The following is a 24548-nucleotide window of genomic DNA, read 5'->3' as shown; positions in this document are numbered from 1 at the left end:
CGCGCCGCTGAGGGAACGACGCGGCGGCCCGCCTGAGACCAAGCCTTCCGCACCACCAAGCCTCAAGGTGCAGACAGGACAGCAGGTCCGCCAGCTATGATGGTGTAGCGGCTGTGTGTTGAGGCGGGCTTGCGGAATTCCGCGCAGTTTTAGCGAGAGGTCGGAAGTCGGACAGCTCGAAGCGCCTCTGGCCTCCTGGGCTCCGTCAGGGCAGGAGCAGGCGCAGTGGAAAACCGTGCGGCCTGTTGTTCAGGGCAATCTTCTGCCGTGGCTTGCTTCCGTGCCGCTGGCGCCCTCGAACCCGAAACGCCTGCGCTGCCAGAAATGGCCCGACTTGCGATAGATCGCGAGGATGTTGCCCTTCACCGAACGCCTCAGGCTGCGTTGCGACCGCGCCATCCGGCGGCCCTCCTCCAGGTGACTGCCACCTGCAAGATCGCCTCGCTCGATGATGGGATTAGGGTCGAGCGAATAGATGCGCAGACCAAGCTCCCAGTAATGCTTGGTGTCCTCGTCGATCTGGCGGAAAATCTGTTTGCGGCTGAGGAAGCGCTCCGCACCTTTCCGGGTGATCAGATAGGCGACCATCCCCGCCGTCGGACTTGCCGGGTTGATGATGTCGAACTCACCCGCATGATAGCGCTCGCGCGCGGGCCGGCCGCTAAAATCGAAAAGCTTCAAGAGATCCCAGGACAAAGGTGCCGCGATCGCGGTGCGGATTTGTTCCGGAAAGAAGGCCGGCTCCAGGATGCCGAAGTCATCTTCAAGGATTAAGCCAAGCGGCGCTCCTGATGCCAGAAACTCTCGCATCGCCCTTCGATGCGAGGCGTAGGCGGCGATTTCGCCGGATGTGAGCGGACGCTTCAGGAGCCAGCTGTTCAAGCGCTCCGAATACAAGGAGGCATGATCGGGGTGCCCCGCGCGCTCGCCGTCGACAAAGCGGAGCGGCCAGTTCAATGCTCCCAGCTGCGCTCTCGCGGAATTACGCCTCGGACCATCTGCGGCATCGATCGTGATGACGAAAGCAGGGGGGAGTTCTGTGGATGCGCGCATAGCGTCACCACGGCACATGCATGATCTGAACGCGCGGCAATCCAATCGGCGTCACGCCGACATCCCGGGCCAACCGCCCGAAAGCCTCTGTCTCGATGAGATCATCATAGGGTTGTTCGGGAAACCGCAGCCCGCCCCTATGCAGCGCGGCATCCACAAGCAGCATGGTCCCGCCCACGCTGTCCAGCGGTACCCGGTCCGAATGGCGAAGGTCGCTGAGGTGCCTGCGATGCCAGTAGTGCGACGGCGGCTGGAACAACCCGTCGTAGATCATGCGGTAATACCTGTAATCCCGGATGACCGGCATTGTCAGGAATGAGTTCTGGTCAAAGCTTGGGCCGTCCGGGATCGTGACGCAGTCCGGAACCACGATACGCGCCTTCGCTTCGAGCAAGGTGGAGACGATATCCTCGGGGAAGCGCCAGACATCCACATCGATCCACAGCGCCCAATCATCTGTATCATCCACCCCGCGGTCGATCAGCGCATTGCGGGCCTTCGCCAGAGCGGCACGCCTCACGCGCTGAACCTTCCGGTGCGACCGGCGCGATCGATCGATCTTGAGACCCGATGGGGACTGGAAGACGATCACGTCGCGAAAGTCCGCCTTCAGCCGCACGGCTGCACTGGAGAGCCTGGCGAAGCTGTCGTCCTTGCTGTCTCCTTCGCAGAAGACGAGCTTGATCCTGTCCTTCGGCCAGTCGAGAGCCTCCACGGATCGAATGAACCGCTCGATGTGCTGGGAGGCGTCGCGAACCGGAACCAGGATCGAGATGTTGTTTCCGGTGGGCAGGTCCCGGCTCAATGCCTCCGCGCAGATTGCCGCTCTGACTTGAGCCGGGTCGACCCCCTTCTTCCCCTCCGTCAATGCGGCCCGGGCGCGGTAAACGCGCTTCAAGACGCTGTTCTTTTTCGTTCCCAGCCAGCTGCGTTTCCCGGGATTCCACCAGGTTCCGGCCCAGTGATGAACGGCGAGGCATGTGGATCGATCTCCATCGCTCCATGCTCCGTGCACATCGACCGGATTGAAGAGCATCGGGCCTTCAACCCTGATGTCGGCTGGACGGGGATAGGCGATCTGACACGCTGTCAGCAGGCAAGGACCCGTCGAATCCAGTACGTCGCGCGCATGCCGCGCATCGCGCATGCGTTCCAGCAGGAAGGGCCAGAACGGATGCCCTGCGGGGCTCGCCATGACACCATTGAAGAGAAAATAGGGCAGCCCTCGCGGCTCGCTGGATGGTTTCCAGTGCGTCCGCGGCTCCTCCGCAAGGACCACGCGGGTCTCAGCTTCGAGAGACGCTAAAGATTGGCGGCATTCGGTGTCGATGTCGGCGTAAAGTCCCCCGAAATGATGCAGCAGCATGTAGCGCGCGGCATCGGCACGCTGGACGCCCTGACTGTAGCTGCAGAACAATTCCAGGAAGCCGGGATATTCCGCAGCCACAAACTCCAGCAGATCGCGGTCACTCCACAGCCGGTACTCCCAGCCCGGATTGAGGTGGCGCCAAGTCTTGGACCACGCCTGGAAGCGTTCCGGAACCTCGTGCGTCTTCCAGGTTTGATGGATAATTCGCGGTATCATGAGCGCGTTTTCTCGACCCCTCGAGTACCCTGATATACGTTGGTCAAGTGTCCCGCACCCTCATCCTTGTGCCCGATCCGATAGATGCGCCGCTGTCAGGATCTGAGTTGCGTAATCGCATGATGGCCGAGTCGGTATCCTCATGCGGCCCGGTTCTTGTCGTCAGCCTGTACGGCAAACCCTCGCTGGCGGGGGGAATTCGCATGGAACCGCTGGGCCGCCGTTCGGCGCAGGAACATTGGGGAAGCCGCCAAGGCGGCATGTTTGCACTGGCCCCGGATGAGCGCGCGCGGCTTTCGGCTCTCGTGGATGAATTCTGTCCCAATACCGTGATTCTCGAGCACGTCGCCCTGGCGGGCCTTCTGGAGGCCGCACCGCCGGCTGGCATGTCCGTCATCTTCGACATGCACAACATCGAGTCGGATCTCGCTCGTCGGATGGCGGAGGCGGAGCCCGTCTGGCGTTTTGGACGCCGGCGGAGAATGCTCGACGTTGCCGGGCGGCTCGCTGCTGCCGAGCAGCGTATCAAGGGCGCGGCAAGCGCCATTTGGGTCTGCTCGCGGCAGGATCAGGATAGATGGAAGGCGCTCACGGGGCAGGATGCGTATGTCGTCCCCAACGCCATTCCGCCACTGGCGGAAGCCATGCCCCTACGGCCTCGGAACGGGACCATAGGCCCAAGCCTGATCTTCGTCGGTCACCTTCGTTACGCGCCAAATCGGAGGGCGGTGCAGGAACTCTGCAGTCAGGTTCTGCCAGCGCTGCGCCGAGCCGGTGCCGATACCCATCTAACGATCGCAGGGCGCGATCCGGGACGCCGCGTGAAGCGGCTCGCGAAACCGGACGTGCGTATCGTGCCCAATGCTACCGAGCTCTCGGCACTTCTTTCCGAGGCGGACATCACCGTTATCCCCCTCCGTGAAGGTGGCGGGACCCGCATCAAGATTTTGGAAGCCATAGCATCCGGCGTCCTCGTGGTGGCCACCGATCTCGCGGTGGAAGGCCTGGAGCTTGAACACGGCCGTCACTTCATCCGAGCCGAGACGGGGCAGCAAATGGCCGACGCTGTGATGGGACTGATTGCAGATCCGGATCGTGCGCAGGACATGCGGGACGAGGCCCGCGCCTTCATCATGCAACGCTACTCGCAAGCAGCTGTGACGAACACGATCAGGAGAGGGCTGGCGGCTGCTTCACGAAGATCGGACGCGCCTGCGCCAGCTTAAGGAAAATGGTGGGCGATACTGGGATTGAACAAGTGACCCCTTCGATGTCAACGAAGGCTCAGTCGGTTTGCCGGGATTAGCTGGGATTTACCGGGATCGGCTCCGCTCTTGGAGAATCAAGGGTTTGAGGCCAATGCGGGCTTTCCGTGGGTTGCGCGTGTTTACCCTAGATTACCCCCGGCTGCTTCCGATATGCTTCCGGAACGAAGCGGAAGCAGGGAATGGCGAGCCTCACCAAGCGCACGATCGACGCGGCGAAAGCCGACACCAAGGAGTACTTCCTGTGGTGCGGCGCCACGCCGGGATTTGGGCTGCGCGTGTATCCGAGTGGCAGCAAGATATTCATCGCCCAGGTGCGGGTAGGTCGCGCCACACGTCGCGTGAAGATTGGGGCGTATGGGCCGTTCACGGTCGATCAAGCTCGGGACCAAGCCAAGGACATCATCCGAGCCGCGGCAGAAGGTCGTGATCCTCAACGAGAGAAGACGGAGGCGAAGCAGGCGCTGACCGTTGGAGAGCTCTGCGACCGCTACCTCGAAGCCGCTCGAGCTGGCCTAGTGATGACGCGCTTTCGGAAGGCGAAGCGCCCCTCGACCATCGCGATCGATGAGGGGCGCGTCTCGCGTCACATCAAGCCGCTCATTGGGACGATTGTTGCCCGAGACCTCAGCTCAGCGGATGTCCAGCGGATGGCTGACGACATCACCAGAGGAAAAACAGCAGGCACGTTCAAGACTGAGGGGCGGGGGAAAGCCGTGGTGGCTGGCGGACCTTCTACGGCGGCACGCGTGGTTGAGCTGCTTGGGGGCATCTACTCCTGGGCCGAAAAGCGGGAGCACGTCTCCGGCATCAAGCCTGTCCGCAACATTGAGACCGCTCGCTCGGATGCGAAAGACAGGGTCTTAAGCGCTGCAGAGTTGAAGGCGCTCGGGCAGGCTGCGGCGCGTGCGGATGCGCTCAACGCGAAGGCTGCGGACGCTCTGCGCCTGATCGCCTTGACGGGTTTACGGCGTGAGGAGGCGTGCGGCTTGAAGTGGTCCGAAGTTGACCTGGCGGGCCAATGTCTTCGTCTGGACGCTACCAAGACGGGAAGGTCCCTGCGGCCTCTAGGGCGAGCTGCGTTAGCAGTTCTCGAGGATTTCAAGAACGGCACCGATTGGGTGTTTCCCAACCGGACCAATTCAGGCAGTGCCGAACTAAAACGCAAAATCGCGGCTATCTTCGATGATGCCGGCCTTGCGGATGCTCGTTCACATGACCTTCGTCGAACCTTCGCCAGCTTCGCAGCGGAGGAGGGATATGGAGACGGGACGATCGGTGAGATGCTCGGCCATGCGCGACGTGGCGTTACGGCCAAGCATTACATCCGTCGACCCGACGCTGCTTTGATTCAGGCGGCCGACAAGATTTCCGCCCGCATTGCTTCGCTGCTCACGTGGGAGCGAGAAGCGGCCAGCATTCGGGAGCTGCGTGGGACTGCAGGTTGATAGCCATTCACTAGACGCGCCTGAACCTCTGAGGCCTTCCAGTACAAACATCAACCGGTTGCTTTTGTCCGTCTGCCGCCGGCACGATCGGCTGCGACATCTGCCCACGTACAATCTCCATCATCTAATTCTCTTCTGAACTCCAACGCCGAACGAGCGGTTCTCCAACCTCGTCCAGTAGAGGCTCCTGATCAAAGATCAACCGCTCGGTGGCTATGTGGGCCCCCATCTCGGTTGGCGACATTGGGGGTGGTGAGACCTTTCTCCCATGTTCGATGTGCAGCACGTTCGGGAAGCTCGTCTCTCCTCCGACATATAGGTGCACTGATAGAACCTGGTCGATGGCTGACCTAATCAGCCTTCGCGTGTCAGCCTCATCCATCTTCCTCTCGGCTGAGAGCTTCTGTGAGTATCGGATCGTAGCCCCAAGGCTGGTGAGAAGATAAACGCTTGCTGGACCTCCAAAAATCTGGCCGAGCAGATCCTCACGATCGAAGCTGCGATTGAGGCGATCCTCGATCTCCTCACTTACAGGACGGTGTGATCCTTGCGCCGCGGCTTCTAAGCGTCCCCGCAAGCTATCCGTCACTCGGAACGTGAAATTCCCGCGTTTTCCCGTCGCTGGGCGCCCACGAGGTCGCTTCGGTGCAGCATCCTTGTCCATCCGATCCCTCTACATCCAATTACCTCGCACGCTATATAACGTGCGATTATTCTTGACAAGGCGAGATGCAGCCCCCCACATATGTACCATTAATAGCGTGCGAAATAGTTCTCGTGGAGGAGGTGGTTCATGGCGGCAAGCTCACAGCTGTTGGCGGCAGCGCCGAACGAGCGTCTGTTTAGACGGACAGAAGCTTCTCATTTCATCCGAGCTACTTGGAACATGCCCTGTTCTCCGGGAACATTGGCCAAGTACGCGGTCATTGGTGGTGGCCCAGCCTTTCTGAAGGCCGGTAACGTGCCGCTTTATCCGGAGAGCGCACTCCGGGAATGGGCTGAGGGGCGGATGTCACGCCTGGTCCGCTCGACGTCGGAACTTCAGCCGGCGGGCGCCTGATCGATGGTCGCCACAAAAGCAACGACCCCCGCAGCCTGGCAGGGCTTCGAGGGTCGGGAATTGGTCGTCTTTGGCAAGCGCGACTGTTCCGAAGCTACACTCGACAGCCGCACTCTTCAAGTCTCGCACCTCGCTCGCAGGTTCGGATGGCCGCCCCATCGGGCCTCGCTGATGGCCTCTCTCGCGTTCGGGGAGGTGCGGGCATGACGCTCTTCGCTTCCGACGAACTGGAACTCGAACATCTGTTGCTTGAGCTTCCTTCACGCGAGGAGCTTCATGCTCTTCGTGAAGCGGGGCTTCCAAGGCAGATGGAACTGGACATGCGCTTCCTCGTGAAGGTGGCGATGATCCGTTACCAGCCGGAGGCCCGGTTTAACTTCGATGGCAATGGCGTCCGTGCGTTCGTCCTTCCGGTGCGCGACGCATATGAGGCTGTGATCGATCTTGCCGCTTGGCGGATTGACCGTCCTGACAAGGTCGCGCGGCTGGAGGGCCGTGCTTCCTGCCTCGGCGAGGGCCTGCTGGAGGCACCAGAGACCTACTTCGGCGGCCGACCCCTGTCGGTCTACCGCGATGCAATGGGATGGCTTCGAGCGGCAGGGCAGGGCGTCGTCATCATTGACCGCGCTAATGCATGGCGGCGCTTCCTCGAAGTCCCAAGCATTGCCGGAGAGGACACACAGCACGGGCTCGAGCTCCAGACGCTGCTGACGCCTCCCGTACCGAGCTGTCGGGTTCTTGTCCCCGCCTCATACGGAAGGTTGGCTGCATGACGGCGGGATATATCGACCTCCGCGACCTGCCCCACGTCAACGGCACGGGGCGCAAGCCGTCCCGGCCTCACGGTGACCCGCGCCTCGCTGCTCCCCCTGAGAATACAGGGGAACAAAAGGGGGCGAGGCCTATCACGGCCACGCCCTTCGTCTGGCGCGAACCGGCCCAGATCCCGGCCCGTCGCTGGATCTACGGACAGCACTTCATCCGGGATTTCGTGACCGCCACCATCGCCCCCGGCGGCCTGGGCAAGTCCTCGCTGGAGCTTGTCGAGGCGTTGGCAATCGTCACGGGGCGGCCTCTGCTCGGGGTCTATCCTAACGAGCGCACGGCGGTGTGGCTCTGGAACGGGGAGGATCCCCGCGACGAGCTGGACCGGCGCATTGCTGCGGCCTGCCTGCACCATGGCGTGACCCCGGCCGAACTTGAGGGGCGTTTGTTCGTGGACAGCGGCCGAGATACGGAAATCGTTCTTGCAGAGGAGACGAGGAACGGCACGCAAATCATCATGCCCGTCTTTGCCGCCATGGTGGACACGATCCGCGCCAACGGCATCGGGCTCGTCATCATTGACCCGTTTGTGTCGTCGCATCGGGTCTCGGAGAACGACAACCGCAGCATAGACCAGGTGGTGAAGGCGTGGGCGCGCATCGCCGGCATATGCGGGTGCTGCATCGAGCTCGTACACCATGCCCGCAAGACCGGCGGCGCAGAGGTAACGGTGGAGGCCAGCCGCGGTGCCGTAGCCCTGACAGACGCTGCCCGCTCTGCCCGTGCGCTCAACGGCATGACGAAAGAAGAAGCGGCGAGCGCCGGCGTCGAGAAGCCCCGCGCATATTTCCGTGTCGACAACGGCAAGGCGAACCTCTCAGCGCCGCCCGACAAGGCCGCGTGGTTCCACCTCGCATCGGTAGACCTCGACAATGGCCGCACCCCGAACGCGCCCGGCGACAACGTGGGCGCCGTCGAGTCCTGGACGTGGCCCGATCCGCTGGACGGCATGACCGTGGCCGACCTCGACAAGGTGCGGGCCTTCGTCGGCACAGAACCGAAGTGGCGCGAGAGCCCGCAGTCCCCCGAGTGGGTGGGCCACGCCATCGCGCAGGTGCTGGGCATGGACACGGAAGCCAAGCACGAGAAATCCCGGATCAAGAGCATGCTTGCCGTCTGGCGCGGCTCGGGTGCGCTCAAGGTAATCGAGGCTTTGGACAGCAAGCGGAATGCCCGCAATTTCGTGGTGTCCGGGGATGCTTGAGACCCTTGCCACACCTGCCACACCCGAGGTGAGGCAACGGTGGGGTAGTGAGGCGTCCACACCTGCCTCACCACACCCCCTTATTGGGGTGGGGCGAGGTGGTGGGGCAAGGCAAAGGCAATGCAGTGAGGTGGGGCGACCTGCAGAAGGGAACGGCCAATGAGTAGGACCAAGGCGAAGACCGAGAAGCCCCAGAGCCCGGCTCATGCCCCGATGGTCATGGACGCCGCCAAGCGCGCGGAGATCCAGCGCATCGAGACCGACGCAACCCGTCGCCTGAGAGACAGAGGCCCTCTCGGCGCTCCCGCTGCAGTGTCCGATACCGACAAGCCCGGGACGGTAACGCCCGACGACTACTTGACGCATGAGGGGTGGCTTGCCCGCGTGGCAGACACCTGCGGGACCGGATCAATCCCGCTCGCTCGCTCCATCATGTCGGAAACGGCGGCGATCCTTGCGCCCCGTTTGGGTGAGGTCGACCCCGGCAAGAACGTGACGCTGGCCCTTGCTGGTCTCCACGGAATCGCCCCGACGAACGAAGCCGAAGCCATGCTTGCGGCGCAGATGATTGGCGTTCACACGCTCGCCATGGACCTGCTGATGCGGGCCAAGCGCACCGACAGGACGGACCATATCGAGAAGTACGGCAATCTGGCCGTGAAGCTGACACGAACCTACGCGGCGCAGATGGAGACCCTGCAGAAGGGCCGGCGCGGCGGCGAACAGACAGTGAGGGTTGAGCATGTCCACGTCCACAATGGCGGTCAGGCCATCGTCGGCAACGTCCAGCACGGGGGAGGGGGGCAAGCAAGAAGCGACGGCCAACCCCACGGACCTATCGAGCCGGCGGCTCTGGCATATGCGCCAGGCGTGCCGCTGCGGAGCGAAGACGAGGGCAGGGACGCCGTGCCAGTCGCCAGCAGTACGGGGCAAGATCCGGTGCCGGATGCACGGCGGGGCAAAAGGAAGCGGGGCACCGAGGGGTGAGCGCAATGGCGCCTATCGCCATGGCTTCCACACTGCAGAGGCCAAGCACGTTCGCACACTGGCGGCCGACCTGCTGCGCGCCTGTCGGGAGGTGACGTGATGAAAACCCGCGAAGAGCTGCTGGAGGCGCTTCAATCCACCTATGAAGCAGCCATGGCCAACGAGCAGCCAGCGGCGGCGGTCGCAGCCATTCGGGAGATGGTCCAGATACTGGGCGTTCGCATCGAGCGCGTCGAAACCACGGTGACGGTCGAGACGATGACGGATGACGAGCTAATGGCAGTCGCTCGAAGAAGCCGGCCGGTCCATTGAGCCGGCAGATGTAGCTTTAAGGGGCTGCTGGTGTGGTGTTCGAAGCAACGATCCTGGCCTCGCACACTTCGCCTGCTTTCTGGACCCAGCCTTGATCCTTGGCCTGCTGAACGGTGGCCTCCGGCGCCATCCCGCTCCACTTTCGCACAGCGCTAGCGCCGGCCAACTGGAATATCTCGTGAGCGTAGCAAGTGCAGTACTCGCCAAGAATGCCAACGGCTGCAGCGTCTAAGCCCGCTGCAGCCGGATCGGCCATTTGAGTTTTCATGCAGGCGCCGGACGCCGAGGTGACAAATGCCTTATGGAACGTCCCACCGGGAGCGTTCTGGCGATGCTCATCCCACGTCGTCCAAGCGGTCTTGGTCGCAAAGTAGGCCAGCACAGAAACAGCCGCGACCAGCGCGGTCTTTACCTTCGGTCCCATGGTCTCGCTTCCCCCTTCAGCAGCGTATCAGCGCGGGAGGGGTTTTGAGAACAGGGCAGGGGCCTAGGCGTCGGCAGCGCGCCGCATCGTGAGACGATAGGGGATGGTGATGGTCGGCACGAGGCGAACCACGCCGGCAGCGTCCGGACAAGTAACGGGATATGTCATGTTGAGGACCGTCGCGCTTTCCATCGTGGCTTCCCCGAAGTGAGCAGCCTGCGATTTCAGCTTGTCGGGGGCTGCCTGCATAATGCTGCCCTTATCGCTGTAGGCAGCTTTCAGCATCTGCGGCAGGCTCATAGCCTCCTCACGATCTGGGGGCTTCAGGCCGATGCTTTTCGCCTCTTCCTCGGAGTAGCGCACCTCCTCACCCGTCTCGAGGGTGAAGACCGCGCCAGTGACGACTACGGTGCCAGAGAACTTGGCGCGAGATTCGGTCCGCGCCATCAGCGACCGCCCTTATGCAACACCTCGGCTACGCCTTCAGGCATGAGCTTGTGAAGGCTCACGCGGCGATCAAAGGCGACCTTGCCTAGCGCGTCATGTTGAGCGGGCGTCAATCGCAAGGTGGGGCCAGCGGTCTTCGGTCTGGCGGGGGCCTCTGCACCTTTTCGGGGCGTTGTCTCTGCTGCTTGAGGCATATCGCTAACTCGACTCATCTGCATGGCAACAGGATTGCACGTGGTGACAGGGTGTCCAACCGGAGCGCCAGTGCCGGGGAGCGGGATGCGCACACAAGCCGGCTCGATGCACTGGAAGTAAACAAGGGTAAGCTTCAGGCATGCAGATCTAAGAACAGCTCATATATACCACGTATAATGACGATGCTATTATCAGACTCTTAAACGAGGTCCGCAATCATGCGTCGTTTTTCGGAAGCGTTCTACTTCAAGGCTCCGCCTGGTTTCACTTCGACGTTGTCGAGGGCCGCTCAGCACGAACATACGACATCGGCCGAGTACATTCGCAGAGCGACGATCTCCGCTCTTCGAAAAGATGGTTGGGAGATCATCCAACCGGGAGTGGATAAGGCAGGCGAACACGGACGAGCTCCGCTTCCTATGCTTTGCCAGGCGGAGGGCTGAACATGGCACTCGCATCTCTCGTCGTCCCTATGCCGCACATCCCGCAGCAGCGCGGCCCCAACTTCCTCGATGCCCTTGGCGCAAGTTTTGAAAAGAAGCGGGCGGAGGCCAAGGACCAGGCGACCATTGAGGCCGTACTTGCGGAAGCCTATCCCGGTCAGACGCAGGCGCCGCAGCAGCAGTCCGGGGGCTTTCTTGCCCGCCTGTTGAGTGGCGGCCAGCAGCAGCCGCAGGTTCCACAGCAGCAGGGCGGCGGCGTGGCCCTTCCCGGCATGGTGGGCCGATCCATCTCGACCCCCGCATCTCCGCAGGTCGCCGCCGCGGTTCTCCCGACAGGGGGCGGCGCGCGCTCCAATACGCTCCCGCAGAACGGCAGTGCCGATCCCTATTTCCAGAACGTCGCCATGGCTGAAAGCGGAGGCGACAATGCCGCTCGCAACTCACGATCCTCGGCAGCCGGCAAGTTCCAGATGACGGGCGGCACATGGTCGGGCCTCATGCAGAACTATCCGCAGCTCGGGCTTACCCCCGATGGCCGCGACGATCCCGCGCAGCAGGACGTGGCCATGCAGGCGCTCACCTCGGAGAACATCGGGGCGCTGCGTAATGCCGGCATCGATCCGACCCCCGGCGCGAAGTACGCGGCGCACCTATTGGGCGGTCCCACGGCTCCCAAGGTCTGGCAGGCGCCGGATAATGCGCCCATGTCCTCGCTCGTGAGCCCCGAAGTCATCAAGGCCAACCCGTTCTTGGGCAAGATGAACGCGGGCTTGTTTCGCCGGTTCGCTGATGCCAAGGCTGGCGGCGGGCGCCATGCCGATCCCGAGACGACCGCGAGCGTTGGAGGTGGATCTGCGCCGTTCGCACAGGCTCAACCGCTCCTCGGTGGGGGACTCAGCGTCAATGCGGCACGCGCACTGCTCATGAACCCCGGCACGCGCGACATGGGCATGAAGCTCCTGACGAAGCAGGCCGAACCACAGGAGTTCGGGTTCCAGGTGATCGACGGCAATCTGCTGCGCCTGGACCCGAGGACCGGGACGGCAACCTCGCTTGGGAACTATGGGAAGGGCGAGAAGCCTCCGGAACAGCCCGCAGTCGTGCGCGAGTTCCAGTTCGCCAAAGAGAACGGCTATCAGGGCACGTTCGTGGAGTACCAGCAGGGCCTCAAGGGCGGCATGTCCCTCCGAACGAACCCTGATGGAAGTGTGGAGTTCGTGCAGGGCGCAGGCGGCGGACGACCTCTGACAGAGGCGCAGTCGAAAGATACGGTCTACCTGACGCGCGCAGCCGGGGCGCTCCCGATCCTCGACCAGTACGGAGAGAAGCTCGCCAACTTCACGGAGAACGCCGGGGGGCAGGTGCCCGTTGTCGGCAACTACCTGAAGACGCCGGAATACCAGCAGGCCGAGCAGGCCGGCACCGAGTTCCTGCAGGCCATCCTTCGCAAGGACACGGGCGCGGCCATCACCCCGCAGGAGACCGCCGAATACGGCAAGGTCTACCTCCCGCGCCCTGGTGACAGTCAGGCCGTGCTTGTCCAGAAACGGGCATCGCGGCAGCGGGCCGCGCAGGCGATCAAGCTGGGCCTGCCGCCGCAATCCATCCTTGCGATGGAAACGGCAGGCTTCGACACATCGTTCTCGGGCGTCGCTCCATCTCCGACGCAAGCCCCAGCAGGCCCGCAGGCCGCACCCAATGGGTCGGTGGCGGCTCCCCCTGCAGCAGTCGAATTCCTCCGGTCTAATCCCGGTCAACGTGCTGCGTTCGATGCCAAATATGGCACGGGTGCTGCCGCAAGCGTGTTGGGGCAGTGATGGCGAACGTCTTCGATCAATTCGACGCGGCGCCGGCCGCGCCGGCGAAGCCTGCAGGCAACCCGTTCGACCAGTTCGACGCGCCGCAGGATGAAAGCTCGTGGCTCGACACTGCGGCCGACGTGGGCATGTCCGTGCTTTCTGGTGCCGGCAAGGGCCTTGCTGCGGTGCCGGGCATTGCGGGTGACATTGCAGGCTTAGGCGATTGGGCGGCGAACAACGTCTCTTCGCGCGTGCGGGGTGTCCTCGGCTTGGGGCCTCGCCAGGCGTCGGAACCTTCCCCGGGCCAAGCCTTCATGCCGCCGACTACAGAGGCCATCGTTGGCGGGCTCGAGAGTGCCGGTGTGGAGTTCTACGAGCCTAAAACCCGCGCCGGAAGATATGCCGAGACAGCGGCCGAGTTCGTGCCCGGCGCCATGGTCGGCGGGGGCTCCAGCGTGCGGCAAGTGGTAGGATCGGGCTTGAAATACGGCGCGTTGCCCGGTCTTGCATCCGAAGGCGCGGGGCAGGCTACCGGAGGGACAGCCCTTGAGCCAGTGGCCCGAGCTGGCAGCGCTATCCTCGCAGGTGGTGGCGCTGCGCTCGCATCGCGCCCATCTAATGCAGAGGCTGCCATTGGCGACATCGTGAGAGGGGTGCCGGCGGCACAAGTGCGTCAGGCTGCGCTTCTCATGCAGGAAGCCCGAGCGATGGGTGCGCCCCTCACGCTCCCCGAGGCCATCCAACAGGTGACGAACAACGGCACCCGTGCGGGCTCGCTGCAGCGTGTCGTGGAGCAATCCCGAGGTGGTGCGGCGCCCATGGCGGCTTTCATGGCAGAGCGCCCCGGCCAGGTGCAGCGCGTCGCAAATGAGATGATCGACGGCATTGCGCCGGTGTCGGCCGCGCCTTCGAGCGTGGCGCCTGCAGTGCAGGAAGCGGCGCAGGGCGTTCTTACGGACCGCCGACAGGCCATCAATCGCCTGGCGCAGCCGTTCTATGAGGGCGCACGCGATGTGCCCCTAGATCCGCGTTCGGCTGCTGCCCTCAATACCAATCCGAGCTATGCCGCTGCCCGTGACTCGGCACTGGACAACCCCGAGTTGGCCCCGCTCTTCCAAGGCCTCGACCCCAACAGCGTCGGCGCGGTGAATGAGGGCGTGAAGCGCCTAGACCAGGGCGTGGAAGCCAGCCGGCAGACGGCCATGAACCCCGGTGGTGATAATCAGCTCGCCATGGTTCGGCAGCGTGCCCGCTCGGAAGCGGATCTGGCCGCGTCGGATGCTTCCCCGGACTACCGGCAGGCGCGGGACATTGTGAGGACCGGACGCGAGCAGCTTCTAGACCCGCTGGAAAACGGCGTGGTGGGTGCGCTCGCACGCTCCCCGGCGTTCAGCGAGCAGGCCAACATCATCTTGAGCCCCAACCCGCTGCCGGGCAGTGCCGGCGAGGTGGCAATGGCAATCCAGCAGGTGGCCCGCAGAAGTCCCGAGGCTGCGCGCCAACTCGTGAGCCAACGTCTGCGCCAGGTCTTCAATGAGGCCACGCAGAACACGCATAGCGGTCCGAACCAGGCCGGCGGCGCCAAGTTCAACGCGGTCATTCGAGGCAACGGGCAGCAGGCCGAAAACCTGAGAGCCGTGGTCGAGGGCCTCAATGGGCCGGGAAGCTGGATCCATTTCCAGAAGACGCTCGACGTATTCGAAGCCATGGGCAGGCGTCAGGCCCCCGGATCGGCCACTACGTTCAACACGCAGATTTCGCAGGAGTTGAGCGGCGGCAGGCTCGTCGGTCAGGCGGCATCCCTTGCGGCTTCTCCTACGAAGCTCGCGGGGCAGGCCCGTGAGATGTACGAGAATTGGCGGTTTGGTCGGAATACGGAAGAACTGGCGCGACTGATCACGAGCCCAAGGGCGCCAGCCCTTTTGAGGAAGATTGCGGAGCTAGGCCCGACAAAAGCGGGGCAGTCCCTAGCGGCGGCGTTCCTCTCCCTCAATGCGGTACGGCAGGGTGGGGAAAGCGCGAGTGGTGCCGACCGCCTCCGGGTCACGGTCCAGCCCTAGGGCCTCACGGCGCTCGGCTTCCTGGGCCTGCACGCTCTTGGCGAGGTTCCTAGGATAAGGAACAGGAACCTCTCTTTTTAGGGGTTTCGGGCCTCCGAACAGCCGATAGCGGAGATGCGCGAACCAGACCGTGAGCAGGCCGGTTGCCAGCGCAGCCAGGCAGAAGCCAACGAGCAAAGCCGCAGGCTGCGGCGGGTCGCCGTAAATGCCCGCGTATGTGACGGCGCCCATGATGCCGAGTTGCAGGGCGATCCAGAGAAGCCAGCGCATGGGAGGTCCCGACCCGGTTGAGCTTGAACCATAGGCCGAGCATTGCATGGACGGCAACGCTGGCGGATTGCCCCGGAAACCGTTGATCATGCGAATATCTAATTGCGGACAGATCGTCTTAAATAACGCTCAGCCCGACGATTTAATTTGGATGAAGGCTCCGTACCGACTCAGCTAGCCGGACCCATGTCCCAAGCCTCATAAGGTGAAGTCTGGAGATCGAATGAACAAGAAGCCTCGCCCCTTGATGAAATCCTCCTTGGCCAGTGGCGAGCCTGAGCAGCCAGTTTCCGCCATATCTGGCGAGAACTCGGTTACGTCCATTACAGCTACTCATCCAAAGCCGCAGCCTGCCGTGGACAAGCTCACGGTCTATGTGCCCCGCGCCGCGTCCAAGCGCCTGAAACAGATGGCCCTCGATCATGATAAGCGCGTGAACGACTTCCTGTGCGAAGGCGTCAACCTGATGCTGGCAAAGTATGGCGAGCCGAGCCTAGAGGACTTCGAGAAGTGATAGAAGCGACCGGCCTTGCCTGGGAGCTTCTGAGCACCTTCGTATGGAACCTGCTGCTTGTTTCTGCGGTCGCTCTTACGGTCGGTGCCGCAGCCTTCGTGCTGTACTGGCTGGTGAGACGTCGGGCTGGCACAACGAGAAACGCGCTCTTCTTCGCCCTTCGTACAAGCGTTCTGGTCTGCATTGCGTGGTTCGTTATTCCCGCAGCCTGGTATGCCCTCGTCGGCAAATAAGGGCGCGGAGTTGAACGGGGCTAGAGGATTTCGAGAAGTGACGCCTTGTACGAGGGACTGAACTACGACTTGGTCGGCGCTGCATGGCTGGCCGCAGCATTCATCATTGCATGGGCGTTCTGGGGGCGGCGCCAGCCGAGGCCCTTGGTGGCGACCTTGAAGGGCGGGCTGCTGCTATTCGGCCTTTCGCTTGTGGCGCTCATCATGGCTTGGATCGTGTTCCTCTACGGCGTCTTGATCTACATGGGCAGCGGCGATCCGGGGTTCTCTGGCAAGTAGCGGAAACTGTCGGAAAGCGTGCAGTGCATTGAGCCTTGAGGGTGGCGGCTATCTCCCCGGCCGTGGCGCACCCGTACCCGAAGCTCACAACTAGCGAAATCCAACTCCGAGAGCGCCAAGCCCGTCTAGCGTGTGAGCTTGCGGCAAGGATTGGGGTAGCCAGTGCCGAGCGCGTCCGGGTTTCATCAGAGACGGCACGGCGCGCTGAGGCTCGGATCGAGAACGGCCGGCGCGAACCGCCGACGCGGAAGAACCCTTAGCAAAACTTAACCTGCAGCCACGCATACCGTAAACCGCTTACCGCTTGCGCGTTGGCGTGCCGTGTTTATAAATTCTCACGAGAGTTCATAAAGAGCTGCTGGGAAAGTGGCCGATCCAATGTGGATTGGCCCCAACCGGCTCAATTCTGAGCCCGTCGAGCGGAGCGGTCATGGTCACGTCAAAGCGGGTCGAACGTCTGCAGCGCCAGGTGAAGGCGAAAGAGACGGCCCGCTCGGAGGTCGCGCTAAAGGCGGTCGGCTATATCCGCGTCAGCTCGGAAGAGCAGGCGGCATCCGGCTATGGCCTCGCCACGCAAGAACAGGCCATTCGCGCCTTTGCGGAAAGCCAGGGCTATGAGTTGGCGGAAGTCATCAGCGATCCCGGCATCTCAGGCGCCACGCCCCCGAGCGAGCGGCCCGGCTATGGCCGCGTCAAGGACCTTGCCGAGGCCGGCGCCTTCGCGGTTCTGCTAGTCTGGAAATTCGACCGTCTGGCTCGCCAGATTGTCTATGCCGTCACGGCAGCGAATGACCTTCACGAGCGTCTAGGCGTGCAGCTCCGGTCCGTGACCGAACCAATCGACACCGCGACGCCGATGGGCCGCACCGTGTTCGCCATCCTCGCCGGCATGGCAGAGCAGGAAAGGGCGGTCATCACCGAGCGCACCTTCCTCGGCCGGCGTGAGAAGGCCACCCGTGGCGGCTATGCTGGCGGCGCCGCGCCGCTCGGCTATCGAAAGGACAGCAAGGGCAGCCTTGCCGTGGACGATGCTCAGGCCGTGACCGTGCGCAGGATTTTCGCAGCTCGGGCCGAAAGGCAGGGGCTTCAGCAGATTGCCGACGCGCTCAATTCTGAACTGGTCCCTACGGCCCGTGGCGGGAAGTGGTGGCCGGCGACCGTCCGCTATGTTCTCGACAATCCGAAGTACCGCGGGCAGGTCGAATACCTGTTTCAGTATGGAGGGCGAGAGGTGCATGTCCTGAAGGAGGGCACCCACGTCTCAATTATCTGAGCGCCTAAGTTTCATAGCTCCGCATCTTACGGTCTCAGTACCCACCACCCATTAGCAGGTTGCCCGTCACCATGGTCTGAGGTGATCTAAAGGGCCGCCGAGATCCCCAGGTGCCCCCGAGCGCCGTCCCTCGCAGAGTTTTCTGCAACGAAGCGCAGGCCCAATCGCACTTCAGTACGCCATGCAACCTCGCAGCTTCGCTCTAGCGAGCCGTCATTGATGTGCAATGTCACCGCGTTGGGTATGCCGACAGTGGACGGCACCTCGATCAAAGCGCCCGTAGCCGACAGGTTGCGAACGACGCAATCGAAGGTCGAATACATGCCATGCGTCACAAGCTGCGCGCCCTTGTAAACGCGTCGCCGGGCCGCACGGCGCTTGTTGCTGTCGTGGTAGGCATCCGTCATCCCTGGATTAGAGCACGGGCGGCTTAACGGGTTTTCTCCGGCGGAGGTCCGACCTTTATTCAAAAAAGCTGCTTCGAGCCGGGGGCCGGCAGTCCCGAGACTGGCAAGCATGACGCCTTGTTAGCGGCTGAGATTTCAGCCCGTTATCCGCCGCTAGAAAACGGCAGGGGGCATCCAAATCTGGATCCACCCTACGGCCGCGATCTCGGCCCGTTATCCGCGTTTTCTTTAACTGGCCCGTCCCGCATTCACCGGCGCCTGGATCTCTTGGCTTTCGCTACCGACACCGCGCGAATCTCGGCGGAGAATAGCTCATCCTCCGAAAAGCGGCGCAGCATGGCTTCGACTTCTACCCCATCTAGTCTCCGCAAGGCATTGACGAGATACAGCCGACTGGGTCCGTGCTTTTGCTCACTCATCAACGCAGAAACGCGCGTCAACTCAGCAGATGTGGCGGCGGCGCTCAAGGCCAGAGCTAGACCTTCTTTGGCCCAGTTCGTGGAGCCGTCGGTGGTCTCAGGCTCATCGACATAGAGCTGCGCAATGAAATCCCACGCGAAATGGGCCTCTGGAACAGCTAGCGCACGCGCGATCCCCGCTCTCGTTGTATTAGAGTAAGGCAGGCCAAGATGCTTCACGAGGTACGGTAGTGCCGGGATGAACTTCGCCTTGCTGTTCACCATGCACCAAATTGAGTTGACCTCTATTCCGACCTTCTTGAGGTCAGCTAGGATTGGCCGTTCCTCTTCGGCGGCGGCGGCTGCTCGGGCGGCCTGGTCCTCTTCCTCTTGTTTGACGCGCTCAACGTAGGCCGGATCGGCCTCCAACTGGCTCTGGAGCTCTGCGGCGGTGATACCCTTTCGTTTCCTGCTCTTCTTTTCTTCGTTTCCGGTCATGCCGACTCCAGTGTCTTGATGGCGCTGGTGTCCACCTCGCGCTCCGCATGCCAGGTGTCATAAGCGGCCTGCATGCGCAGCCAGAGGCCCGGCCCGTTGCCGAACAGCTTGCCGAGGCGGGCAGCCATGTCGAGTGTGACGAAGCGCTCTCCCACAAGGATCGCGTGCAAAGGCTGCCGCGACGTATCCATCAACTTACCGGGCCGTCATCAGCGGCGGCCCGGTTCGGATGAGGACTGACGGACCTTCAACCCAAGAACAGCCATGTAGCCAAGGAGTGGAGCAAGAATGAGCATGCCCCATGCGGGTTCATAAAAGGCGGTGACGGATGAGTTCAGAAGCAAGCTTACTTCCACGTACAGCAACACGTTCAGCGCATAATAGGCCACTTTCGAAGACCCGAGCTTCCAAGCGTCAACGAACGGGTAAAAGGCCCGTGCGCCTGCAAACGTAACAACGGCCATTGTCAGCAGGGCCATGAAGGGAAGAGCCAACGAAATCCACTTTCCCAGCACAAGCAAGGAAGCGGCGGACATGATGATAAACCCGCCAATCAGGATCTTGGGTGCGCTCTGGCTCATGGCGTCTTCAAATCGTGATCGAACTATAGCATGCCGCGCAACCTGCGGAATTGTAAGCCCACACCCTTAGCTCTGCGTCCGGTCCCGGAACCGCACCCCAGCGCCGCCCCCGTTCTCGGGAATGAACTCGACGCCCCGCTGCTCATAGGCCCGCCTGAGGCCCGACGACTTTGCTGGCCGCGCCTTGGCCGCTGCGCTCGGGAAGACCGGGAAGACCCCTGAAGAAATCGAGCGCCTGATGATTGCCGCCGGCCGCGACATGCAGGGTGAGTTTATGATGGCCGACGCCATGGGCAACGCCGGACAGCGCGCGCTTTCCACGGTGGCCCGCACGCCTAACGATGCACGGCAGCCGGTGGTGGAGCGCCTCTTGGCACGGAAGGAAGGGCAAGGGGCACGCCTCGGCGCCTATGTGGACGAGGCTTTCGACGCCGGATCGACGGCACGGCAATCGGCGGCCGAGCTGCGCCAGTGGGGGCAGGATGCGTCCCGGCCCTTCTATGAGAAGGCGCTTGCTCAACCGGCGGTTCAAGACGAACGTCTGGGGCAGTTCTTCGCCGATCCGATTATGAAGCGCGGCCTGCGCGAAGGGCTTGAGGTCCAGCGCCTGGAAAGCCTCGCGCGTGGGGAGAAGTTCGACCCGTTCGACTATGTGGATGGGTTCGATGAGGCCGGTGACCCATCGTGCAGGCGGTGCCAAACATGCGCACCATCAACATCACGAAGAAGGGCATCGACAACGTTCTGGAAGGCTACCGAGACGGCACTACGGGCCGGCTGATGCTGGACGAGCGTGGCCGGGCCATTGACGAGGTGCGCCGCGCATTCCTGTCGCAGGTCGATGAACTGAACCCAGACTACAAGACGGCACGCGGGCTGTACGCTGGCCCGGCGCAAATCTCAGATGCGCAGCAGCGCGGGACCATGGCGGTGACTCGTGGGCGCGCGGCCGAAAATGTGGACGAGTTCAGCCGCATGCAACCGCCCGCACAGCAGGGGTTCCGCATTGGGTACGCCGACAAGTTGAACGAGAGCATTGAGCGTGCCGCGCCGGGCGTGAACAAGGCGCGCGGGCTCACCAGCCAGAAAACCGGGGCCGAGCTGGGGGCGTTCGCATCTCCCGGCCGCGCTGACCGTCTCGGGCGTCAGGTCGAGCGCGAGAACACCATGTTCGCCACAAGCAACACGGCGCTAGGAGGCTCGCGCACGGCGGACAACATTGCGGATGCTGCCGAGATGAACGGCTTTGATCCGGAAGTGCTGAACAACCTGTTCCAAGGCCGCCTGGTGGCCGCGACCCTGGCAGCCGGCCGGCGCATCCTGAATGAAGGCAAGGCCATGCCGCCTCGTGTCATAGAGCGTGTGGGCCGGGCGCTTGTCGAAACCCGGCCGGAAATGGCTCGCGCGATCCTGGAGGAGGCGCAGAAGGTGCGCGACATGAACGCCAGCCAGCGCGCCCTCGTCACGTCGATCCTGACGACATCTTCCGCTCAGGCGGCGGGGCGTGGCAGCGGCAACAGCAACCGCCTCAAGGTGACTATCCCTTAGCCCGCTCAAGAGCCCGGTCGAGCATCTGCAGCAGCGGTATTCCGGCCGATGCCGCACCTACGCAGAAGCTCAACCAGTCGAATGGATAGAAATACAGGTAGCCGATCCACCCGATGACCAGAATGGCCCATGCGAACGGCCACACCATCGGGGGCTTTGTGAACTCGTTCGGGTCGTGGTCGATAGTAGGCCGCCAGTCACCTAGAGTGCCCGCCTTTCAGTTGTTCGAACCGCTCGCCAGGGTTCTCGCCCAGAGATTTACAGGACACAGCGTGCTGCACAAAGAGAACGGAGATGTTCGCGCAGCTCTGTTCAATCGTGGACATCATCTCCTTCATGGCGATCTCGGCCTTAGCCATGATGGCCTTATCGCTGAGGCCAGCTGCCTTCGAAGCTTGATAGCCTCTCTGGAACATCACGTCTGACACTTCGCTGTAGGCGTCAGACCCTGCCTTGCCACTAGGGTTGGTCAGCATGCACTCAGAAACGGCGGCATTGTAGGCGGCACATATGAGGTGCTCGTGCCCCCAATTGTTCAACGCCGCTTGGGAATCAGCAGTGGTTTGCGCGAGCGCCGTTCCAGAGAGCAGAGCTAGGCAAATAAAACCGCAGCCAAGCTGCATCAGTACCCTCAATGCTGGTACTTCTTCCAAGGACAAGGCCAAGCCTTCGTCAACGCTTCTCGCACAAGGATCGGCCCCACATAGTGCCGCTTCTCGGGGGTGTTCTGAAGGTAGGTGCAGACGACGTCGATCACTTGCCCCATGACAATGCCGTCCGGTGTGCAGTAGTCGCGTTTGACGTGACCCCCTTGAGTGTCGGTGTCTTCAACAGCGATTGCATAGGCACCCACTAAAGCTCGGCCTGAACCGGAGCACTGTTGGTGTAGTCTGTTCCCGGTGTTCCAGTAATCGAGGGCATGGGCCGAGCCGGTCATCGCCAGCAGCGCGATAGCAGTTTTGAGCATCGGTCACCCTAATCATACGTCAGAGTGATCGTCTATTGATCGGCTCCTTCCAAAGTCATGACGGCTTGCGCCGCTTCCAGCATTCCTGTGACGCCGCTGCCAGTGCGGTAGGCCCAATCGACAAGGACCATCATGCGATCCTCGGCGGTGTCATCGAACCGGCAGAGCGGGCGGGAGGTTGTCTCTATCTCGTGCGCGATCAGCTGCTGAATCTCGTTCATTGCCTCGTTGAGCATGAACGCAACGTCAGTCCCCGCAGAGGTGACGCGCGGCTGTAAGCTGGCGCCGATAAATGCATCTCGGGCAATGCCAGCAGCCTCATAAAGGGCTGCGAGCTCATGAGTGCGGAGGCCAGCGAAGTGTCTTGCAGCAGGCAAACCGATGGCGTTGGCCGGAAGGGTCGTGTTCAGCATGATCAGGTCTCAACTAAAGGAGAGGAAAATTAGAGGTCGTCAGGCGACCGGATCGGAAATCAGCCGGTGCAGCAGGTTCTCGAGGAACTCGTCTTCATGGCAGCCGGTGGTGCCTTCCAAGAAAGCTCGGCAGCTTTCGGCCTGCTGCACATAGGCGGCTCGTGCTGCGGCATCGGCCGCATCGCGAGGGCGATGGGCGAACAGATCTAGGCAAGCCGCATCCCGCACCCTGAGCGATTGGCTAAACCGTTCGTCGGAAGCCCTGAAGGCAATCGTGGCGGGCCGGCTCTGTATCTCGGCTACGGCAGCCTCCAGGCTTGCTAGAGCGCGGGTGCGGGAGGCCTCCACATGCAGCGGATTGTAGAGGCCTGATCCGGTCAGATCCCGGTGGCACCTTTCGATTTTCTCCCGGATGCCGGCCCCATCGTGGTCGCAACGGGAGCCGAGCCTCACGTTGCTGCGGGGCATGCCGTTGGGCGTGAAGAACAATGGCGTCGTGACGGGTGATGCTTGGTCTGCGTCTATCGTGGCATCTTCGGCTACGTCGAACGCCTCCATAGCCGCGTCATATTCGGCCTGAGCAATCTTGTGCGCCTCAATCAGGACAGGCAGGGAAACGGTCACCTTACCTGAGCTTTCCGAGGCTAGTGCGGCGCCCGCGCCGGCTGCTGAGATCGCGGCTAAAGCGAATGACGAGCGCGCGAAAGACCTGCGTGTGATATTCTGCTGACCAGCTTGAGACATGGCTTAGCTCCATGGTTCGGGTTAGAGCCGAAGCGGAAGCGCCAACTTCCCTTCGGCTTGTTTCCGTGGTAGCACGGTATCCATGGCAAAGTCAACAACTGTGCTAGCAAAGAAAAGGGGCCCCGCTCCGACAGGCAAGGGCGAGCAGGTCGTGGTGCGGATGCAGCCACCGTTGCTTGAGCCGCTAGATGCCTGGATTGCTCAGCAACCTGACCCAAAACCCTCTAGGCCTGAGGCGGTGCGCCTCGCCGTCGCTAATTGGCTTTTAGGCATGGGGTTAATCCAAACCAGGAACGCGAAGGGTGATCACGACTCCTGATTGCACGATCCTCAACCTTCGCGGTTGAAACGGCAGATTAGTGACGGCTAGAATCCATCCGCGCGGGGATGATCCATGGCAATCACAATTCGGCGGTACCTGTTCGAGGAGAACGGGGACATCAAGTTCGTTCCCAGGCGGACAACTGACGCCCTTGTTCATGAGGACCACGCTCTTCCTCAGTACGCCAACACGCGGCAACGGATTGCCGAGATCGTGGTGGAGAACGAAAGCGGTCGGGCAGTCCAGATCTTGGATGCAGTGGGCCGCTACTGGAGCTTCTCAGAACGAGGCCAGCTTCAGGAAGACCTCCACAGGCCATGGGCCCTCAACTTTTCAGAGGAAAAGCCACATGGGAAAGTGGTCGACCTTCAGCCAGCGATAAAGCGCAGGGAGTGGGAGAGGGAGCACCGCTGGGACGTCATGGCGGAGGATTTAGACCGGATTGCAGGCCTGCTTAGACCTGACCTCGCGGACGATGGCGTGTATGTGAAGTCCATAGCGGGGGCCGCGCCGAAGAAGCCTCCCCTCACATCAGAGGCGAGATCTGCCCTGCGAGACATTCGGCCTCTTCTCTTTGATATCGAGCAGAAGCTTGCACGTTTATCGGAACCGGCGCTGAAGGGATTAGCGTTCGAAGCCCGTCAAGTAAGCCGAGACATCTTCGACCCTAGCTGCCTTTATGCTGGCCTCGCCGCCGAGGCTGATCGGCAACGCGAAATCAAGGCGCGTCATCGCACCGGCAAAGGCGTTTGGTACGCTGTGCTCCACGTCTTTGTCGAAGATGATGCTCGAAGCGGACGTGAGGTCGACACTGTCGTTGAGGCTTGCAAAGGTCAGAAGGCTGCAGCCGAAGCGGGGCAACGCTTGCTGGCGGCAAACGCCTACCGCTTCTCCGAACGCACGAGCCTTCAGGTGAGGCTCTACTCTGATCTGGAGTGGCCCTCTGAGGGGGCTGAGGCGCTCGGCAGCAGCCTCGAATACACCTGACCGCAAT

General features: G+C 62.3%; 29 protein-coding genes. 14 read left to right on the top strand and 15 right to left on the bottom strand.

Translation table 11 applies throughout. The features are described from left to right. Nucleotides 1-249: 249 nt before the first annotated feature. Nucleotides 250-1053, bottom strand: a complete 804-nt coding sequence (locus SCD90_RS13930) for a glycosyltransferase family 25 protein (RefSeq protein WP_319845297.1) — start codon at nt 1051-1053, stop codon at nt 250-252. A gap of 4 nt (nt 1054-1057) precedes the next feature. After that, nucleotides 1058-2638, bottom strand: a complete 1581-nt coding sequence (locus SCD90_RS13925; protein ID WP_319845296.1) for a glycosyltransferase — start codon at nt 2636-2638, stop codon at nt 1058-1060. Nucleotides 2639-2745: 107 nt separating this feature from the next. On the opposite strand from SCD90_RS13925, the gene SCD90_RS13920 reads away from it, so the two are divergent. The 4 genes from SCD90_RS13920 to SCD90_RS13905 all read left to right on the top strand — a co-directional run bounded on the left by SCD90_RS13920 (nt 2746) and on the right by SCD90_RS13905 (nt 8440). After that, nucleotides 2746-3864 (top strand): glycosyltransferase, encoded by a 1119-nt coding sequence (locus SCD90_RS13920; protein WP_319845295.1) that lies wholly within the window; start codon nt 2746-2748, stop codon nt 3862-3864. Between the two features lie 221 nt (nt 3865-4085). After that, nucleotides 4086-5351 carry a tyrosine-type recombinase/integrase gene (locus SCD90_RS13915; protein ID WP_319845294.1) on the top strand — a complete coding sequence of 422 codons (1266 nt, stop codon included), beginning with the start codon at nt 4086-4088 and terminating at the stop codon, nt 5349-5351. 1263 nt (nt 5352-6614) lie between these two features. Beyond that, the gene (locus tag SCD90_RS13910; protein WP_319845293.1) at nt 6615-7184 is read left to right on the top strand and encodes a hypothetical protein; all 570 of its coding nucleotides are present in this window, start codon (nt 6615-6617) and stop codon (nt 7182-7184) included. Beyond that, on the top strand, nt 7181-8440 hold the full coding sequence (locus tag SCD90_RS13905) for an AAA family ATPase (protein WP_319845292.1): 1260 nt from the start codon (nt 7181-7183) through the stop codon (nt 8438-8440). The genes SCD90_RS13910 and SCD90_RS13905 overlap by 4 nt, the downstream gene beginning before the upstream one ends. 408 nt (nt 8441-8848) lie before the next feature. Here the strand turns inward: SCD90_RS13905 and SCD90_RS13900 are convergent, their stop codons facing one another. Next, nucleotides 8849-9184 (bottom strand): hypothetical protein, encoded by a 336-nt coding sequence (locus tag SCD90_RS13900; protein ID WP_319845291.1) that lies wholly within the window; start codon nt 9182-9184, stop codon nt 8849-8851. Between SCD90_RS13900 and SCD90_RS13895 the strand changes: the two genes are divergently transcribed. Both SCD90_RS13895 and SCD90_RS13890 read left to right on the top strand, forming a co-directional pair. Next, nucleotides 9183-9527: an HGGxSTG domain-containing protein gene (locus SCD90_RS13895; protein ID WP_319845290.1), complete on the top strand. Its 345-nt coding sequence runs from the start codon at nt 9183-9185 to the stop codon at nt 9525-9527. The two genes, SCD90_RS13900 and SCD90_RS13895, sit on opposite strands and share 2 nt — an antisense overlap. Next, nucleotides 9527-9739: a hypothetical protein gene (locus SCD90_RS13890; RefSeq protein WP_319845289.1), complete on the top strand. Its 213-nt coding sequence runs from the start codon at nt 9527-9529 to the stop codon at nt 9737-9739. Before SCD90_RS13895 ends, SCD90_RS13890 begins: the two co-directional genes overlap by 1 nt. Before the next feature lie 16 nt (nt 9740-9755). Here the strand turns inward: SCD90_RS13890 and SCD90_RS13885 are convergent, their stop codons facing one another. Next, entirely contained in the window at nt 9756-10163 is a 408-nt protein-coding gene (locus SCD90_RS13885; protein ID WP_319845288.1) for a hypothetical protein, read from the bottom strand. A 63-nt stretch (nt 10164-10226) separates the two neighbouring features. Then, on the bottom strand, nt 10227-10610 hold the full coding sequence (locus SCD90_RS13880) for a hypothetical protein (protein WP_319845287.1): 384 nt from the start codon (nt 10608-10610) through the stop codon (nt 10227-10229). Nucleotides 10611-11250: 640 nt separating this feature from the next. Here SCD90_RS13880 and SCD90_RS13875 point away from each other — a divergent pair. Together SCD90_RS13875 and SCD90_RS13870 are read left to right on the top strand one after the other, a co-directional pair. Further along, nucleotides 11251-13065 carry a lysozyme family protein gene (locus SCD90_RS13875; protein WP_319845286.1) on the top strand — a complete coding sequence of 605 codons (1815 nt, stop codon included), beginning with the start codon at nt 11251-11253 and terminating at the stop codon, nt 13063-13065. Then, on the top strand, nt 13065-15107 hold the full coding sequence (locus SCD90_RS13870; protein WP_319845285.1) for a hypothetical protein: 2043 nt from the start codon (nt 13065-13067) through the stop codon (nt 15105-15107). Before SCD90_RS13875 ends, SCD90_RS13870 begins: the two co-directional genes overlap by 1 nt. On the opposite strand, the gene SCD90_RS13865 is transcribed toward SCD90_RS13870, so the two are convergent. Beyond that, nucleotides 15015-15467, bottom strand: a complete 453-nt coding sequence (locus SCD90_RS13865; RefSeq protein ID WP_319845284.1) for a hypothetical protein — start codon at nt 15465-15467, stop codon at nt 15015-15017. The genes SCD90_RS13870 and SCD90_RS13865 overlap by 93 nt on opposite strands. Nucleotides 15468-15600: 133 nt before the next feature. Between SCD90_RS13865 and SCD90_RS13860 the strand changes: the two genes are divergently transcribed. The 3 genes from SCD90_RS13860 (at nt 15601) to SCD90_RS13850 (ending at nt 17676) form a co-directional block, all read left to right on the top strand. Next, complete coding sequence (locus SCD90_RS13860) at nt 15601-15891, top strand: ribbon-helix-helix domain-containing protein (RefSeq protein WP_319845283.1); 291 nt, start codon at nt 15601-15603, stop codon at nt 15889-15891. Between the two features lie 278 nt (nt 15892-16169). Further along, nucleotides 16170-16403, top strand: a complete 234-nt coding sequence (locus tag SCD90_RS13855) for a hypothetical protein (protein WP_319845282.1) — start codon at nt 16170-16172, stop codon at nt 16401-16403. Between the two features lie 430 nt (nt 16404-16833). Then, complete coding sequence (locus SCD90_RS13850; RefSeq protein ID WP_319845281.1) at nt 16834-17676, top strand: recombinase family protein; 843 nt, start codon at nt 16834-16836, stop codon at nt 17674-17676. Nucleotides 17677-17762: 86 nt separating this feature from the next. Here the strand turns inward: SCD90_RS13850 and SCD90_RS13845 are convergent, their stop codons facing one another. The 4 genes from SCD90_RS13845 to SCD90_RS13830 all read right to left on the bottom strand — a co-directional run bounded on the left by SCD90_RS13845 (nt 17763) and on the right by SCD90_RS13830 (nt 19560). Next, on the bottom strand, nt 17763-18083 hold the full coding sequence (locus SCD90_RS13845) for a PilZ domain-containing protein (RefSeq protein ID WP_319845280.1): 321 nt from the start codon (nt 18081-18083) through the stop codon (nt 17763-17765). 248 nt (nt 18084-18331) lie between these two features. Beyond that, the gene (locus tag SCD90_RS13840; RefSeq protein WP_319845279.1) at nt 18332-18979 is read right to left on the bottom strand and encodes a hypothetical protein; all 648 of its coding nucleotides are present in this window, start codon (nt 18977-18979) and stop codon (nt 18332-18334) included. Continuing rightward, nucleotides 18976-19170, bottom strand: a complete 195-nt coding sequence (locus tag SCD90_RS13835) for a HigA family addiction module antitoxin (protein WP_319845278.1) — start codon at nt 19168-19170, stop codon at nt 18976-18978. The genes SCD90_RS13840 and SCD90_RS13835 overlap by 4 nt, the downstream gene beginning before the upstream one ends. 18 nt (nt 19171-19188) lie before the next feature. Further along, nucleotides 19189-19560 carry a hypothetical protein gene (locus tag SCD90_RS13830; RefSeq protein WP_319845277.1) on the bottom strand — a complete coding sequence of 124 codons (372 nt, stop codon included), beginning with the start codon at nt 19558-19560 and terminating at the stop codon, nt 19189-19191. Nucleotides 19561-19744: 184 nt separating this feature from the next. On the opposite strand from SCD90_RS13830, the gene SCD90_RS13825 reads away from it, so the two are divergent. Then, nucleotides 19745-20341: a hypothetical protein gene (locus SCD90_RS13825; protein WP_319845276.1), complete on the top strand. Its 597-nt coding sequence runs from the start codon at nt 19745-19747 to the stop codon at nt 20339-20341. Then, nucleotides 20263-21108 carry a hypothetical protein gene (locus SCD90_RS13820; RefSeq protein WP_319845275.1) on the top strand — a complete coding sequence of 282 codons (846 nt, stop codon included), beginning with the start codon at nt 20263-20265 and terminating at the stop codon, nt 21106-21108. The genes SCD90_RS13825 and SCD90_RS13820 overlap by 79 nt, the downstream gene beginning before the upstream one ends. Here SCD90_RS13820 and SCD90_RS13815 read toward each other — a convergent pair. Genes SCD90_RS13815 through SCD90_RS13795 form a run of 5 tightly spaced genes read right to left on the bottom strand, consistent with a single transcriptional unit; the run spans nt 21098 to nt 23112 of the window. After that, a complete protein-coding gene (locus SCD90_RS13815) occupies nt 21098-21256 on the bottom strand; it encodes a hypothetical protein (RefSeq protein ID WP_319845274.1) in 159 nt (52 codons plus the stop codon). The genes SCD90_RS13820 and SCD90_RS13815 overlap by 11 nt on opposite strands. A 49-nt stretch (nt 21257-21305) precedes the next feature. Beyond that, the gene (locus SCD90_RS13810) at nt 21306-21731 is read right to left on the bottom strand and encodes a hypothetical protein (protein WP_319845273.1); all 426 of its coding nucleotides are present in this window, start codon (nt 21729-21731) and stop codon (nt 21306-21308) included. Between the two features lie 8 nt (nt 21732-21739). Next, nucleotides 21740-22075, bottom strand: a complete 336-nt coding sequence (locus tag SCD90_RS13805; RefSeq protein WP_319845272.1) for a Rap1a/Tai family immunity protein — start codon at nt 22073-22075, stop codon at nt 21740-21742. A 32-nt stretch (nt 22076-22107) separates the two neighbouring features. After that, nucleotides 22108-22488: a hypothetical protein gene (locus tag SCD90_RS13800; protein ID WP_319845271.1), complete on the bottom strand. Its 381-nt coding sequence runs from the start codon at nt 22486-22488 to the stop codon at nt 22108-22110. Nucleotides 22489-22527: 39 nt separating this feature from the next. Continuing rightward, nucleotides 22528-23112, bottom strand: a complete 585-nt coding sequence (locus SCD90_RS13795) for a hypothetical protein (RefSeq protein WP_319845270.1) — start codon at nt 23110-23112, stop codon at nt 22528-22530. 514 nt (nt 23113-23626) lie between these two features. On the opposite strand from SCD90_RS13795, the gene SCD90_RS13790 reads away from it, so the two are divergent. Beyond that, a complete protein-coding gene (locus SCD90_RS13790; RefSeq protein ID WP_319845269.1) occupies nt 23627-24541 on the top strand; it encodes a hypothetical protein in 915 nt (304 codons plus the stop codon). Nucleotides 24542-24548: the final 7 nt, after the last annotated feature.

Origin of the sequence: Terrihabitans rhizophilus, assembly GCF_033898525.1 — a bacterium.
GTDB classification, from domain to species: domain Bacteria; phylum Pseudomonadota; class Alphaproteobacteria; order Rhizobiales; family Methylopilaceae; genus Flaviflagellibacter; species Flaviflagellibacter rhizophilus.
Note: the sequence above shows the minus strand (reverse complement) of the source record. Positions and strands in the feature narration are given on the sequence as shown.